Genomic DNA, 15,290 nt, shown 5'->3' on the forward strand with positions numbered 1-15,290 from the left:
ATGGCCGCACCCGTTCTTTCCATTGAAAACCTGCAGGTGGCGCTGCCCGCCGGTGCCGACCGGCCCCACGCGGTGGACCGCGTGAGCCTGTCGATTGCGCCCGGCCGCACCTTGTGTGTGGTGGGCGAGTCGGGCTCGGGCAAGTCCGTCATGTCCACCACCGTCATGGGCCTGCTGCCGCGCGAACTGCGCGTGGGCGGCGGGCGCATCGCGCTCAAGGGCGAAGACCTGCTGGCCGCGCCGCCCGCGCGCCTGCGCCAGCTGCGCGGCCAGGCCATGGGCATGGTGTTCCAGGAACCCATGACCGCACTCAACCCGGTGATGACCTGCGGCGACCAGGTGGACGAGCTGCTGCGCACCCACACCGACTGGTCGGTGGCCAAACGCCGACAGGCCGTGCTCGACATGTTTGCCCGCGTCAAGCTGCCCGACCCCGAGCGCATGGTGCGCAGCTTTCCGCACCAGCTCAGCGGTGGCCAGCGCCAGCGCATCGTGATCGCCATGGCGGTCATTCTCAAGCCCGCGCTGCTCATCTGCGACGAGCCTACCACCGCGCTGGACGTGACCACGCAACGCGAGATCCTGCGTCTGATCAAGCAGTTGCAGGAAGAGCAGGGCAGCGCGGTCCTCTTCATCACCCACGACATGGGTGTGGTGGCCGACATTGCCGACGAGGTGTTGGTCATGCACAAAGGCTGCGCGGTGGAGCAGGGCAGCCGCGACGACGTGTTGTTCCGTCCCCAGGCCGACTACACCCGCATGCTGCTGGCGGCGGTGCCGTCCATCACACCGCCCCCGCCCCGGCCCACGCCCACCGGCGCACCGCTGCTGCGCGGCGAGGCCGTGGGCAAGACCTACACCTCACACGACTGGATGGGCCGCGCCCGCCAGCACCGTGCGTTGCAGGCGGCCAGTGTGGCCGTGCGTGCCGGCGAAACCGTGGGTATCGTGGGTGAGTCGGGTTCGGGCAAGTCCACCCTGGCGCGTTGCCTCATGCGCCTCATCGAGCCCACCGAAGGCAAGGCCTATTGGGGCGACGCCGAAGTGGCGCGCCTGCCCGAAGGGCGCCTGCGCCCGCTGCGCAACCGGGTGCAGGTGGTGTTTCAGGACCCCAACCGCTCGCTCAACCCGCGCATGCGCATTGGCGAGGCGCTGATCGAAGGCGCGCTCAACTTTGGCACGCCACGCGCCGAGGCTGAGGCCCTGGCCGCGCAACTGATGGACCAAGTGCGCCTGCCACGCGAAGGCCTGCTGCGCTACCCCAGCCAGTTCTCGGGTGGGCAGCGCCAGCGCCTGGCCATCGCCCGCGCCCTGGCTTGCAAACCCCAGGTGCTGGTGGCCGACGAGGCGGTGAGCGCGCTCGATGTGAGCGTGCAGGCGCAAATCATGGCGCTGCTGCGCGAGATCCAGGTCGAGTTGGGTCTGGGCCTGCTGTTCATCACCCACGACCTGCGTGTGGCCGCCCAACTGTGCGACCGCGTCATCGTCATGCACCAGGGACAGATCGTGGAAGAAGGCCCCACCGCCGAGCTGTACGCCAACCCCCAACAAGACTACACACGGCGCCTGTTCGAGGCCGCGCCCGGCCACAACTTCGCACAGCCCGCCGTGGCACACGGAGACACCCCTTGACCCCCCGTTCAACCCGCATCCTGATCGCCGGCTACCAGCACGAGACCAACACCTTCGCACCCAGTCTGGCCGACTGGACCGCCTTCCAGACGGGCGAGACCTTCCCCGCCTATGTGCGCGGCCCGGTCATGACGGATCAGCTGGCCGACGCCAACATCCCCGTGGGTGGTTTCATCCAGGCCGCGCGCCGCAACGGCTGGACGCTGCTGCCTTCGGCCTGGGCCGGCGCCACGCCTTCGTCCTACGTCACCGAAGATGCCTTTGAGCGCATCGCCGCCGCCATCATCGATGACGTGCGCGCGGCGCTGCCGCAGGGCCTGGACGGCATCTACCTCGACCTGCATGGCGCGGCGGTGGCCGAACACGCCGACGACAGCGAAGGCGAGTTGCTGGGCCGCCTGCGCGCCCTGGTGGGGCCTGATGTGCCCATCGTCGCCAGCCTCGATTTGCATGCCAATGTGACCGAACGCATGCTGCACGAGGCCGATGCGCTGGTGGCCTACCGCACCTACCCGCACGTGGACATGGCCGACACCGGCGCTTTGGCGGCCGAGCTGCTGCAGCGCCGGCTGGCCCTGGGCCGGCGCGAGGTGCTGTTTTGGCGCCGCCTGCCCTTCCTCATTCCGCTCAACGCCCAGAGCACCTGGATGGAGCCGGCGCAAACCCTCTACGCTTACCTGCGCGCGTTGGATGATGACCACGGTGCCATGCTGAGCTTCTGCATGGGCTTCCCCGCTGCCGACTTCGCCGAATGTGGGGCCGTGGTGTGGGGCTATGGCGAGCAGGCCCAACTGGCCGGCGAGCTGCTTTACAAGCGCGTGGCCGAGCCCACGCAGTGGCGCCCGGATTGGTTGGACGCCCGCGAGGCGGTCGAGGCCGCGTTGGACCTGGCCGCCCGCGCCGACAAACCCGTGGTGTTGGCCGACACCCAGGACAACCCCGGCGCCGGCGGCGACAGCAACACCACCGGCATGTTGCACGCCTTGCTGCAGCAGCACGCGGGGCAGCGTTTCCCGGGTCAAGTTGCTCTTGGCCTGCTGTTTGACCCCGAGGCCGCACAGGCGGCGGTGGCGGCCGGCGTGGGCGCGCAGATCGACCTGTCCCTGGGCCGCGCCGTGCCCACCTACACCGGCTTGCCCAGCGATGCGCCGGTGCAAGGCCGCTTCACGGTGCGTGCGGTCAGCGACGGGCGCTGCGTGCTCAAAGGCGCGATGATGACCGGCCTCACGGTGGAGCTGGGCGCCAGCGCCTGCCTGGAGATCGATGGCGTGTTGGTGGCGGTGGTCAGCGGCAAGATGCAACTGCTGGACCGCGAGCTGCTGCGCCTGGTGGGCATCACGCCCGAGGGCATGAAGCTCATCGTGGTCAAAAGCTCCAACCACTTCCGCGCCGATTTCACGCCCATCGCTTCGCGCGTGATCGTGGCCAAGGCCGCCGGCCCCATGGCCGCCGATCCGGCCGACCTGCCCTGGAAAAAGCTGCCCGCCACCACACGGAGAACGCCATGAGCCAGCCCACCGCCTTGCCCTCAGACCTCGCAGATTGCTCCGCCTCGCAACTGCTCGACCTGTACCGCAGCGGGCAGGCCTCTCCCGTGTCGGCCACACAGGCGGTACTGGCCCGCATAGCCCGCCACAACCCCGAACTGCGCGCCTTTTGTGTGGTGGACCACGAAGCCGCCCTGGCCAGCGCCCGCGCCAGCGAAGCGCGCTGGCAACAAGGCGCGCCCTGTGGCCCGCTGGACGGCGTGCCCACCTCCATCAAGGACCTCATCCTCACCCAAGGCTGGCCCACGCTGCGGGGTAGCCGCACCGTGAACCCCGACCAGCCTTGGGACGTGGACGCCCCCGCCACCGCCCGCCTGCGCGAGGCTGGCGCGGTGCTGCTGGGCAAAACCACCACGCCCGAATTCGGCTGCAAGGGCGAAACCAACTCGCCGCTGACCGGCATCACCCGCAACCCATGGAACCCGGCCAAAACGCCTGGCGGCTCGTCCGGAGGCACCGCTGCGGCCGTGGCCGCCGGCATGGGGCCGCTGAGTGTGGGCACCGACGGCGCGGGCAGCGTGCGCATCCCAGCCGCCTTCTGCGGCAACTTCGGCCTCAAGCCCAGTTTCGGGCGTGTGCCGGCCTACCCGCTGTCGCCTTTTGGCACGGTGGCGCACCTGGGGCCGCACACCATGAGCGTGCGTGATGCGGCGCTGATGATGAACGTCATCAAGCAGCCGGACGCGCGCGACTGGACGTCATTGCCACCCGACAGCACCGACTACCTGAACGGTCTCGACGACGGCATACGGGGCTGGCGCATCGCCTACTCGCCCACGCTGGGTTATGCCAAAAACGTGCACCCTGAGGTGGCCGCATCGGTGGACGCGGCGGTGCAACAACTGGCCGATCTGGGCGCGGTGGTGGAGCAGGTGGACCCCGGCTTTGATGACCCCTTGGACATCAGCACCGGCCTGTGGTTTTTGGGTGCCTGGACGGTGTGGAACACCTTGAGCCCTGAGCAGCAGGCGCTGACCGACCCCGACTTCCGCGCCGAGGCCGAGATCGGTGGCCGCTACAGCGCGCTGCAGGTGCAGCAGCTGAACCTGAAGCGGGGCGCCTTGGGCTCGCACATGCGGCAGTTCATGCAGCGTTTTGATCTGCTGGTGACGCCAGCCGTGTCCGTGCCGGCCTTTGACGCGAAGCCGGCCGGCCACACGCCCATGGACCCCGAAGCCATGTTGGGCTGGACGCCGTTTTCCTACCCCTTCAACCTCACGCAGCAACCGGCCTGCACCATCCCCTGTGGCCTCACGCGCGACGGTTTGCCCATCGGTTTGCAGATGGTGGGGCCCATGTTTGGCGATGCGCAGGTGCTGCGCGCAGCGCGGGCTTACGAGCGTGTGCACCCCATTCCTCGGCCCGTGTTGACCGCCTGAGCCGGGCCGGGAAAACCCCCGTCACGGCTTGGTCATAATGCGCGCATGACTTTTCTGGCACTGGACGTCGGCAACACGCGCCTGAAGTGGGCGATGTATGAAAGCCCGCAGTTGGGCGCCCGCGTGCTGGCGCACGGTGCGCAATTCCTCGAGAACATCGAAACCCTGGCCGAGGGCGATTGGGCCGCTTTGCCCGTGCCACACCGCATGCTGGGGTGTGTGGTGGCGGGGGACGCGGTGAAACGCCGGGTCGAGGAGCAGATGGAGCTGTGGGACACCACGCCGCAGTGGGTGGTGTCGGGCAACGCGGAAGCCGGCCTCACCAACGGCTACGACCACCCCGCGCGCCTGGGTTCCGACCGCTGGATCGCCATGATCGGCGCCTTGCAGCACCTGCGCGTCAGCGGCCGGCACAAACCTTGTGTGGTGGTGATGGTGGGCACGGCGGTCACGGTGGAGGCCATCGACGCCAGCGGCCGCTTTCTGGGCGGCATCATCCTGCCGGGCCACGGCATCATGCTGCGCGCGCTCGAATCGGGCACGGCCGGCCTGCATGTGCCCACCGGCGAGGTGCGCGACTTCCCCACCAACACCAGCGATGCGCTCACCAGCGGCGGCACCTTCGCCATCGCCGGCGCGGTGCAGCGCATGGTGGAAAACCTCAAGCACCACACGGGCGAGGAGCCGGTGGTTTTCATGACCGGCGGCGCCGGCTGGAAAATGGCACCGAGCATGTCGGTGCAGTGCGAGCTGGTGGAGAGCCTGATTTTTGACGGGCTGCTGGAAATCGCCTCCCGCCGGTTTGGTTAGGCCGACAACCCATCCACCGCCTGGAACATGGCCTGCCGCGCCTGGCTGATGATTTGGCCGCGCCAGGCGTCGGTGTCGGTGTAGAACGCGTCCATCAGTTGTTGTTTGATGGCGGCGTGTTGCTCCGCAGGCGCTTCTGGGTGCTTGTGCAACCAGTGGTCGGCGCGCAGGGCCTGGCTCACCTCGTTGAAGGGCAGGGTGCCGTACTCCATGGCGATGCCGGTGTATTCGGCCTGCGGGCACTCTTGGTAGGCGGCCATCCACATCAGGCCGGTCAGGAAGGCGGAGGTGGACGAGCCGTCGTAGATGGAGGTGATGCGGGTCTCGCCCTTGGGGTCCCACCAGGCCTTGGCGCGTTCGAACGCGGCTTTGTCGTCCTTGCAGGCAAAAATCCGCTCGCCCAAACCACTGGGGCCCAGGCCGGTGTGCAGGTCGATCCAGGCAAGGCGCTTGGCTTGCCGACCGTAGGTGCGCAGCACCTCGCGCAACGTGATGTTGCTCCAGGTGGGTGCGGTGCCACCGAAGAACAGGCCGTCGGCAAACTGGTGCTGGCCTTGTGAGACGGCGGCCTGGAACTTCAACTGCCCGTTGCTTGCGATGTAGTTGCCGATGGCTGCGGTGTTTTCGGCCGTGGGCGGCCATTGGGCGGGCAACAGCAGGTCGTGGATCTCGGCGTAGGCGGCGTTGACGGGCAGCGGCTGCGAGAAGTCCTGGAAGTTGCGGTTCAGGTCCACGTTTTCGTTGGTCACGCGGCGCACGTGCGAAAAGCCGTGGGGGTTGAGCGCGTGGATGTAGAGGACGGCCACACCAGCGGCACCGGCCTTGGCGCGCCACTCGGCATCGTGCGTGGCAAACACCTGCACACCCGAGCCGCAATAGCCTTCCACACCGTGGCAGGCGCTGCTGACGATGAGCAGGCTCTGCGCGTCGGCCGGGCCGTCCAGGGCCACGTCCATGGCCAGGGTTTCGCCGTCGCGGCCTTTGAGTGGGTGCTCAAACGAGCGGATGGCCATGCCAGCAGCGGCCGCACCTTCCAGGAACTTGACACGCGCCTGCGCGTACCGGGCCGAGAAGGCCGCGTTCACATCGATCATGGGAGCTCCTTGAATGCTCAGGCTTGGGTGGGCTTGGCCAGCCACTGTGTGGCCAACGCCACCCAATAGGTGGCGCCCAGCGGGATCAGGTCGTCGTTGAAGTCGTAGCTGGGGTTGTGCAGGGTGCAGGGGCCGCCGCCGTGGCCCATCTCGCGGTGGGCACCGTCGCCGTTGGCGATGAAGCAATAGGCGCCGGGTTTGGCCTGCAGCATGTAGGCAAAGTCTTCGGCACCCATGGTGGGTTCCTGCACCTGCACGTTGGGCTCGCCCACGATGCCTGCCATCACCTGGCGGGCAAAGTTGGCCTCGGCCGCGCTGTTGACGGTGGGCGGGTAGTTGCGCACAAACTCAAATTCGCAGGTGGCATCAAACGCCGCGCAGGTGTGGCGGGCGATCTCTTCCATGCGCTTTTCGATCAGGTCCAGCACCTCCAGCGTGAAGGTGCGCACCGTGCCTTGCAGCTCGCAGCTGTCGGGCACCACGTTGGTGGCCTCGCCGGCGTGGATCATGGTGACGGAGATCACGCCCGCGTCCACCGGCTTCTTGTTGCGGCTGATGATGGTCTGGAAGGCCTGCACCATCTGGCAGGCCACCGGCACCGGGTCGATGCCGTTGTGGGGCAGTGCGGCGTGGCTGCCTTTGCCGCGAATGGTGATTTTGAACTCGTTGCTGGAGGCCATCACCGGGCCGGGGCTGACCGCAAACGTGCCCACCGCCGCACCCGGCCAGTTGTGCATGCCAAAAACGGCTTGCATGGGGAACTGCTCGAACAGGCCTTCCTTGATCATCTCGCGCGCGCCGCCGCCGCCTTCTTCCGCTGGTTGGAAGATCAGGTAAACGGTGCCGTCGAAGTCGCGGTGTTTGGCAAAGTGTTGGGCGGCTGCCAGCAGCATGGCGGTGTGGCCGTCGTGGCCACAGGCGTGCATCTTGCCGGCATGTTTGCTGGCGTGTGCGAAGGTGTTGAACTCCTGCATGGGCAGGGCGTCCATGTCGGCGCGCAAGCCCACGGCGCGGCCACAGGCGCCTCCGTCACGTCCTTTGATGATGCCCACCACACCTGTGGTGCCCAGGCCCCGATGGATGGGGATGCCCCATTCGGTGAGCTTGGCGGCCACCAGGTCGGCGGTGCGCACTTCCTGGAAACACAGTTCGGGGTGGGCGTGGATTTCGCGTCGCACGGCGGCAATGCCGGCGGCCTGGGTCACGATGCTGTCGATGAGTTTCATGGGCTCAAGGTCGTTGAGGTGTAAAGAAACATCGTAGCAGTGTCAGTGGCAAGGCGCAGCCGTGGCGTTCCCAATGTCCCCACGGCACAATGTGGCGCATGAGTACCTCACTGTCCCCTGCCGCCGTTCCGGTGGTGGTGCGTGGCGCCTGCCCGCACGATTGCCCCGACACTTGCGCCCTGCTCACCACGGTGGAAAACGGCGTGGCGGTCAAGGTCGCGGGCAACCCCCAACACCCCATGACCGACGGCGTGTTGTGTGCCAAGGTGTCCAAGTACACCGAGCGCAGCTACCACCCCGAGCGCCTGCTGTATCCCATGAAGCGCGTGGGGCCCAAGGGTGGCGGTCGCTTTGTGCGTGTGGGCTGGGACGAGGCGCTCAACGCCATCGCCACCCGGCTGCAGATCATCGCCAGCAAGAACCCCGAGGCCATCCTGCCCTACAGCTACGCCGGCACCATGGGCCTGGTGCAGAGCGACGGCATGGCAGCGCGCTTCTTCCACCGCCTGGGCGCCTCGCTGCTGGACCGCACCATTTGCGCCAGCGCCGGTGCCGAGGCGCTCACCCACACCTACGGCGGCAAGGTGGGCATGAAGGTGCAGTTTTTTGCTGAGAGCCGGCTGATCCTGATCTGGGGCAGCAACTCGATTGGCAGCAACCTGCATTTCTGGCGCCTGGCCCAGCAGGCCAAACGCAACGGCGCGCGCCTGGTCTGCATCGACCCGCGCAAGACCGAAACCGCCGAGAAATGCCACGAGCACATCGCCCTGGTGCCGGGCACCGACGCCGCGCTCGCGTTGGCGCTCATGCACGAGCTGATCACCCACGATTGGCTGGACCACGACTACATCGCCCGCCACACGGAGGGCTGGGACGCCTTGCGTGCCAGGGCGCTGGAGTGGCCCCCTGAGCGCGCCGCTGAAGTGTGTGGCGTGCCGGTAGAGCAGATACGCCAACTGGCGCGCGACTACGGCGAGACCGCACGCCGTGGCGAGCCGGTGGCCATCCGCCTGAACTACGGCATGCAACGCGTGCGCGGCGGCGGCAACGCGGTGCGCGCCGTGGCCTGCCTGCCCGCGCTGGTGGGCGCCTGGCGCCACCGCGCGGGTGGCCTCTTGCTCAGCAGCTCCAGCCAGTTTCCCATCCAGCGCGCCGCCTTGCAGCGGCCCGACTTGCTGGCGGGACGGCGCCCGCGCACCATCAACATGAGCACCATCGGCGACGACCTGCTGCGCCCCAGTTCGCGCGAGTTTGGGCCACGCATCGAGGCGCTCATTGTGTACAACAGCAACCCGGTGGCGGTAGCGCCCGAGTCGGCCAAGGTGGTGCAGGGCTTTGCACGCGATGACCTGTTCACGGTGGTGATCGAGCACTTCCAGACCGACACGGCCGACCACGCCGACTACCTGCTGCCCGCCACCACCCAGCTGGAGCATTGGGACATCCACAGCACCTACGGCCACACCGACGTGTTGCTCAACCGCCCGGCCATCGCGCCCCAAGGGCAGGCCCGGCCCAACAGCCAGATCTTCCGCGACCTCGCGCAGCGTTTGGGTTTTGGCGAGGCCTGTTTCCAGGACAGCGACGAAGCCATGTGCCGCCAGGCCTTTGGCCGCGAGGTGGACTTCAACACCTTGCTGGCGCAGGGCTTTGTGTCGTTGCCGGTGCCCGACGCGCCTTTTGCCGAAGGGGGCTTTCCCACGCCCTCCGGCAAGTGCACCTTTTTCAGCGAAGCGCTGGCGCGTATGGGGCAAGACGGCTTGCCCGACCACCTGCCCAACTTCGAACCGGGCGGTGCCCACGCGGACTACCCGCTGGCCATGATCTCGCCGCCCGCGCGCAACTTCCTCAACTCCACCTTCGTCAACGTGAAAAGCCTGCGTGACATCGAGGGCGAGCCGGTGCTGGAAATCCACCCGCAAGACGCCGCCGCACGCGGTATCTCGGACGGCAGCACGGTGAGGGTGTTCAACGAGCGCGGTGATTACCACTGCGCGGTCCGCGTGAGCGAACGCGCCCGCCCTGGCGTGGTCAATGGTTTGGGCATCTGGTGGCGCAAGTTCGGCCTGCGTGGCACCAATGTCAACCAGCTCACCAGCCAGCGCCTGACCGACATCGGCCGTGCGCCCACGTTCTACGACTGCCACGTGCAGGTGGAAACGGCGTGACATGAGGCGGGTTTGGCTGGCGCTGTGTGCGTTGCTGCTCGTCGGCTGCAGCGCCACACTGGACCCGGGCTACTACTGGCAGTCGGTCAGCGGGCACCTGCAGATGGTGCGCGCTGCGCGGTCGGTGGACGATTGGCTGGCCGACGCCCAAACCAGTGCCGCCTTGCGCCTGAAACTCCAGCAAGCCCAACACCTGCGCCGCTTCGCTGTCACCGAGTTGGGCTTGCCCGACAACGCCAGTTACACGCGCTATGCCGACCTCAAGCGCCGCGCGGCGGTGTGGAACGTGGTGGCCGCACCCGACGACGCGCTGCAGCTCAAGCAGTGGTGTTTTCTGGCCTTGGGCTGCGTGGGCTACCGAGGCTATTTCGACGAAGCCGAGGCGCGCGCCTTTGCCGACGCCGTGCGCCAAGCCGAGCCGGCGCTGGAGCTGGGCGTCTACCCGGTGCCGGCCTACTCCACCCTGGGCTGGACCAACTGGATGGGCGGTGATCCGCTGCTGAGCACCTTCATCGGTTACCCCGAAGGCGAACTGGCGCGGCTGATCTTCCACGAGTTGGCGCACCAGGTGGTCTACGTGCGCGACGACACGGTGTTCAACGAGTCCTTTGCCACCGCGGTGGAGCGCCTGGGCGGCGCGCGCTGGCAGGCCACGGCCAGCGAAGCCGCGCGGACCGACTACGCGCGTTTTGACGAACGCCGGCAGCAGTTCCGTGCCCTGGCGCGGCAGACCCGTGACGCCCTGCGTGTGGCCTACGCGCTGCCCGACCGCACCCAGCGCCTGACCGCCAAACACGCGGCCATGGCGGGTTTCCGCAGCGGCTACGACGCTTTGAAGGTGCATTGGAACGGCTTTGCTGGCTACGACGCCTGGGCCCTCCAGGCCAACAACGCCCTGTTTGCGGCCCAGGCCGCGTACGACGAACTGGTGCCGGCTTTTGAGGCCCTGTTCGAGCGAGAGGGCCGCGACTTTGCGCGGTTTTATGATGCGGTGCGCGTGCTGGCCCGCCTGCCCAAGGACGAACGCCGCAGCGCCCTGCTTGCCCAACGATTTTGAGGATTCCCCATGGCCAACCTTCACATCCACCGCGACCACACCCTGGGCCTGGCCAAGGCCCGCAAGGTGGCCTGGGCCTGGGCCGAACAGGCAGAAAGCGAGTTCGGCATGGCGTGCACCTACGAAGAGGGCGATGTCGAGGACGAGGTGTGTTTCAAACGCTCCGGCGTCACCGGCACGCTGCGGGTGAACAAGGCCAGCTTTGAGCTCGATGCCCAGCTGGGTTTTCTGCTCGGCGCCTTCAAGGACAAGATCGAGGCCGAGATCGTGAAGAACCTCGACCAACTGCTCGCAGCGCCCGCCAAGCCGGCCGCGAAGAAGAAAAAACCATGACGGATGTGACGCCTGGCCCGCTGCAAGGCCTTAAGGTGGTGGAACTTGGTCAGCTCATCGCCGGCCCTTTCGCCGCCAAGACCCTGGCCGACTTTGGTGCCGATGTGGTCAAGATCGAGCCGCCGCCCAAAAACGGTCAGGGTGGGGGCGACCCCCTGCGTGGCTGGCGGCTGGTGAAAAACGGCACCTCGGTCTGGTGGCAGGTGCAGTCGCGCAACAAACGCTCGGTGGCGCTGGACCTGCGCCAGCCCGAGGCGCAGGACATTGTGCGCAAGCTCGCCGCAGAGGCCGATGTGCTGATCGAGAACTTCCGCCCCGGCGCCATGGAGGACTGGGGCCTGGGCCCCGACGTGTTGCTGGCACTGAACCCGGGGCTGATCATGCTGAGTGTGAGCGGCTACGGCCAGACCGGCCCCTACCGCGACCGCCCCGGTTTTGGTGTGGTGGCCGAGGCCATGGGCGGCCTGCGCCACCTCAGCGGCGAACCCGGCCGTGTGCCCGTGCGCGTGGGTGTGAGCATTGGCGACACATTGGCTTCGCTGCACGGTGTCATCGGCATCTTGCTGGCCTTGCAGCACCGCCACGCCACCGTCTCTCCCCAGCACCCCAAAGGCCAGGGCCAAGTGGTGGATGTGGCGCTGTTCGAGGCCGTGTTCAACTGCATGGAAAGCCTGCTGCCCGAGTACAGCGCCTTTGGTGCCGTGCGTGGCCCGGCCGGCAGCGCCTTGCCCGGCATCGCGCCCAGCAACGCCTACACCTGCGCCGATGGTTGCCATGTATTGATTGCCGGCAACGGCGACAGCATCTTCCGGCGTTTGATGGCGTGTATCGGACGCGATGATTTGGGCGCAGCTCCCGATATGCAGAACAACGCCGGGCGCGTGGCGCGGGTGGGCGAAATCGACGCGGCGATTGGCGCGTGGGCGTCGCGCCTCACAGCCGATGAGGTGTTGCGCGCACTGGAGGCCGCCGAGGTGCCGTCGGGAAAAATCTACACCGTGGCCGACATCGCGGCCGACCCGCACTACGCCGCGCGTGGCATGTTGCAGTCGGTGCGGATGGACGATGGCAGCGATGTGCTGGTGCCCGGTTTTGTGCCCCGCCTGAGTGCTTCGCCTGGCCGCCACCGGCGCAATGCGCCCGCCTTGGGCCAGGACACCGAGGCCGTGTTGCGCGAGGTGGGCCTCACCGACGCGCAGATCGCCGCGCTGCGCGAGCGCGGCGTGGTGGCCTGATGCGTGAACGCTTCAGCTCAGCGACTTGATCAGGTCAACGTACTGCTGCATGGCGGCGTCGTTGCTGGTGCCTTTGAGTTTGTTCCAGGCGTCCCACTTGGCCCGCCCCACCATGTCGCCGAAGCCGGGTTTTTTCTCGGTGATGTCGCCAGCGGTGGCCTGCTTGTACAGGGCGTAGATCTGCAGCAGCGTGTTGTTGTCCGGGCGCTCGCTGAGGCTCTTGGAGTTGGCGACGGCGGCTTCGAACGTGGCTTTGAGATCGGACATGAAAGGTCTCCGGGGGTTCGGGTTTGTGGGTAGTGGCGGGCGGTATCTTACGGGGCAGGCACCGCACACAATAGAGCTTTCACACCAGAACGCACCGATGGCCACCCGTCTTCAAAAAAGTGTCGCCCGCGCCGTGACCGGCACGCTGGGCTTGCGCGGTGAACGCATGAGCAAGGTGGACACCGCCTGGCTGCGCATGGACTCGCCTGCCAACCTCATGATGATCGTGGGTGTGTGGGTGTTCAGGCCCGGTGTGGACTTTGACGCGCTGTGCGAGCGTTTGTTGACGCGGCTGTCCAAATACCCGCGCTTTTTGCAGCGGGTGGTGGAAGATGCGGCCGGCGCCACCTGGGTACGCGACCGCGACTTCGACATCCACCACCATGTGCGGCGCGGCCAGCTCAAACTTCGGCGCGGCCAGAGCGAACGCGCGGCGCTGCAGGCGCGTGTGGCCGAGCTGGCCATGCGGCCGCTGGACAGGCGCCACCCGCTGTGGGACTTCGAGTTGATTGAAACCTACGACGGTGGCTCGGCCATGATCGCGCGCATACACCACTGCATAGGCGATGGCATCGCGCTGATCTCGGTGATGATGAGCCTGTTCGATGGTGGCCTGCCGCCCCCCGAGCGCCGCAAGCGCGCATCGACGGGACCGACCGACGACCCATTGACCAGCCTGGAAACCTGGTTGGCGGGCAACGTGCTCAAGCCATTGACCGGGGCCACCGTGAAGGCGCTGAACATGGCGGGCGATGGTGCCGCCCGGTCGCTGGACTTGCTGTCGCGCCCGCAGGAGGGCTTGCTCGAAACCATCGGGCAATCGGCCGATCTGGCGCGCCTAGGCGGCCAGGTGCTGAGCGATCTGGCCGAGCTGGTGCTCATGCCCGATGACTCGCCCACGGGGCTCAAGGGCCTGGCCAGCCCGGTCAAACGCGTTGCGTGGTGTGAGCCGGTGCCGTTGGACCACGTCAAGGCCATCGGCAAGGCGCTTGGCTGTTCGGTCAACGACGTGCTGTTGACCTGTGTGGCTGGTGCTTTGGGTGCCTACCTGCAAGACCGCGGCGAGGAAACGGCGGGCAAGGAGATCCGCGCCATGGTGCCGGTCAACCTGCGCCCGCTGGACCAGGCCTGGCAACTGGGCAACCGTTTTGGTCTGGTGCCGCTGGTGCTGCCACTGGGCCTGTCCAACCCGGTGGAGCGCCTGTACGAGGTCAAGCGCCGGATGAACGGCCTCAAGGGCAGCACCCAGCCCTTGTTGGTTTATGGCGTGTTGTCCATCGCCGGCACACTGGCCAAGCCGGTGCAGGACCTGCTGCTGGCGCTGTTCCACCGCAAGACCACCGCGGTGATGACCAACGTGCCCGGCCCGGTGCAAAAGCTCCAGCTGTGTGGCGCCACGTTGGAGCAAAACATGTTCTGGGTGCCAGCTTCTGGCGACATCGGCGTGGGCGTGTCCATCCTCAGCTACGGCGGTGGCGTGCAGTTTGGCCTCATCACCGACGCCGGCCTGTGCCCCGACCCGCAGCAAATCATCGACCGCTTCGAGCCCGAGTTTCAGAAGCTGCTCACGCTCTCACTGATGCTGCCGTGGGGGCTGGAGGACTGACGCCCCCTTGCGAGGCAAACCCTTCGGGTTCGCCTCGGGGCTCCGCCGCTTCGCGGGTCGCTGCCCCCCATGGGGGCTGACTGGCTTGGGGCGGCCCGGCGCCAAGTCTGCGCTGAGCATCGGCCGCGTCATGCGGCTCAGTCGTCTTCCAGTTCTTCCTTGGCCATGTCCACATCCAGCCGCTCCATGGCGTCCAGTGGCTCGCAGGCGGCGGCCTGTTCATACAGCTTCGTCGCTTCCTTCATCTTCTTGTCGCCCTCCAGCATCACCAGTCCGTTGGCGTATTCCACCATCGCGATGGCCGAGGTGGGGTTGAGCTTGATGGCGGCCTGGAACAGTTTGAGCCCCGTGTCCTTCTTGGCCCCGTAGGTCATGCCGCCGATCAGGCTGCCCACCTTGTCGATCACCTCGGCATGGAAGGTGCCCAGGCCGATGTGGGCGTCGGCGTGTTTGGGTTCCAGCGCGATGGCCCGCTCCAGTGCGGCCTTGACCTTGCCGCCCAGGCCTTGGGCCAGTGCCTTGGCCACGCTGATGCCCTGGCTGTAGCGGCCCAGGGCGTAGGCCTGCCAATACCAGGCGTTGGGGTTGTTCGGTTCAGTGGCCTGCTGGGCTTCGGCCTGCTCGGCCACCTGCATGAACAGGTCAAGTTTGGTTTTTTCCTTGGCTTCGAGGTAGTTGGCGTAAATGGCGGTGGCCTTGTTGGCCACGGTGATGCCCGCGCCACCGGCTTTGGCCCCGGCTTCGGCGGCTTTCTGGAACTCGCCGTTGTGGAACAGCACCCAGGCGGCCAGCACGGCGGCGTCTTTGGGCAGGGGTTCGCAATCGCCCCGGTGCAGTCGTGCCCACTGCTTTTTCACGCTGGTGGTGTCCCAGCTGTAGTCGCCGGTGTGGGGGAAGGCGGTCCATTTGGCCATGGCTGGTCTCCTCGTGGGTCGT

13 protein-coding genes are annotated in these 15,290 nt (G+C 67.2%); 9 read left to right on the plus strand and 4 right to left on the minus strand.

Translation table 11 applies throughout. The features are described 5' to 3' along the window. From ACFQPB_RS18130 to ACFQPB_RS18145, 4 genes are read left to right on the plus strand one after another with little or no spacing between them, the layout of a single operon-like run. The gene (locus tag ACFQPB_RS18130) at window positions 1–1,632 is read left to right on the plus strand and encodes a dipeptide ABC transporter ATP-binding protein (protein ID WP_382226306.1); all 1,632 of its coding nucleotides are present in this window, start codon (window positions 1–3) and stop codon (window positions 1,630–1,632) included. After that, window positions 1,629–3,140 (plus strand): M81 family metallopeptidase, encoded by a 1,512-nt coding sequence (locus ACFQPB_RS18135; RefSeq protein ID WP_382226309.1) that lies wholly within the window; start codon window positions 1,629–1,631, stop codon window positions 3,138–3,140. The genes ACFQPB_RS18130 and ACFQPB_RS18135 overlap by 4 nt, the downstream gene beginning before the upstream one ends. Further along, entirely contained in the window at window positions 3,137–4,558 is a 1,422-nt protein-coding gene (locus ACFQPB_RS18140; protein ID WP_382226312.1) for an amidase, read from the plus strand. Before ACFQPB_RS18135 ends, ACFQPB_RS18140 begins: the two co-directional genes overlap by 4 nt. Window positions 4,559–4,603: 45 nt before the next feature. Then, a complete protein-coding gene (locus ACFQPB_RS18145) occupies window positions 4,604–5,368 on the plus strand; it encodes a type III pantothenate kinase (RefSeq protein WP_382226315.1) in 765 nt (254 codons plus the stop codon). Here the strand turns inward: ACFQPB_RS18145 and ACFQPB_RS18150 are convergent. Together ACFQPB_RS18150 and ACFQPB_RS18155 are read right to left on the minus strand one after the other, a co-directional pair. Continuing rightward, on the minus strand, window positions 5,365–6,462 hold the full coding sequence (locus tag ACFQPB_RS18150) for a M14 family metallopeptidase (protein WP_382226317.1): 1,098 nt from the start codon (window positions 6,460–6,462) through the stop codon (window positions 5,365–5,367). The genes ACFQPB_RS18145 and ACFQPB_RS18150 overlap by 4 nt on opposite strands. A 17-nt stretch (window positions 6,463–6,479) precedes the next feature. Further along, on the minus strand, window positions 6,480–7,688 hold the full coding sequence (locus ACFQPB_RS18155; RefSeq protein WP_382226320.1) for a M20 aminoacylase family protein: 1,209 nt from the start codon (window positions 7,686–7,688) through the stop codon (window positions 6,480–6,482). 98 nt (window positions 7,689–7,786) lie between these two features. Between ACFQPB_RS18155 and ACFQPB_RS18160 the strand changes: the two genes are divergently transcribed. The 4 genes from ACFQPB_RS18160 to ACFQPB_RS18175 are packed head-to-tail and all read left to right on the plus strand — an operon-like array spanning window position 7,787 to window position 12,481. Next, window positions 7,787–9,856, plus strand: a complete 2,070-nt coding sequence (locus ACFQPB_RS18160) for a molybdopterin-containing oxidoreductase family protein (RefSeq protein ID WP_382226323.1) — start codon at window positions 7,787–7,789, stop codon at window positions 9,854–9,856. A gap of 1 nt (window position 9,857) precedes the next feature. Beyond that, window positions 9,858–10,913 (plus strand): aminopeptidase, encoded by a 1,056-nt coding sequence (locus tag ACFQPB_RS18165; RefSeq protein WP_382226325.1) that lies wholly within the window; start codon window positions 9,858–9,860, stop codon window positions 10,911–10,913. A 9-nt stretch (window positions 10,914–10,922) separates the two neighbouring features. Beyond that, window positions 10,923–11,246 (plus strand): polyhydroxyalkanoic acid system family protein, encoded by a 324-nt coding sequence (locus ACFQPB_RS18170; RefSeq protein WP_382226327.1) that lies wholly within the window; start codon window positions 10,923–10,925, stop codon window positions 11,244–11,246. Next, on the plus strand, window positions 11,243–12,481 hold the full coding sequence (locus ACFQPB_RS18175) for a CaiB/BaiF CoA transferase family protein (RefSeq protein ID WP_382226330.1): 1,239 nt from the start codon (window positions 11,243–11,245) through the stop codon (window positions 12,479–12,481). The genes ACFQPB_RS18170 and ACFQPB_RS18175 overlap by 4 nt, the downstream gene beginning before the upstream one ends. A 12-nt stretch (window positions 12,482–12,493) precedes the next feature. Here the strand turns inward: ACFQPB_RS18175 and ACFQPB_RS18180 are convergent, their stop codons facing one another. Then, entirely contained in the window at window positions 12,494–12,748 is a 255-nt protein-coding gene (locus ACFQPB_RS18180; protein WP_382199857.1) for an acyl-CoA-binding protein, read from the minus strand. 97 nt (window positions 12,749–12,845) lie between these two features. Between ACFQPB_RS18180 and ACFQPB_RS18185 the strand changes: the two genes are divergently transcribed. Next, window positions 12,846–14,354, plus strand: coding sequence for a wax ester/triacylglycerol synthase family O-acyltransferase (locus ACFQPB_RS18185; RefSeq protein ID WP_382226333.1), 1,509 nt, complete (start codon window positions 12,846–12,848; stop codon window positions 14,352–14,354). A 137-nt stretch (window positions 14,355–14,491) separates the two neighbouring features. Here ACFQPB_RS18185 and ACFQPB_RS18190 read toward each other — a convergent pair whose 3' ends face one another. After that, complete coding sequence (locus ACFQPB_RS18190; protein WP_382226336.1) at window positions 14,492–15,268, minus strand: tetratricopeptide repeat protein; 777 nt, start codon at window positions 15,266–15,268, stop codon at window positions 14,492–14,494. Between the last annotated feature and the right edge of the window lie 22 nt (window positions 15,269–15,290).

The sequence above is a fragment of the Hydrogenophaga atypica genome (assembly GCF_042665215.1).
GTDB classification, from domain to species: domain Bacteria; phylum Pseudomonadota; class Gammaproteobacteria; order Burkholderiales; family Burkholderiaceae_C; genus Hydrogenophaga; species Hydrogenophaga defluvii_A.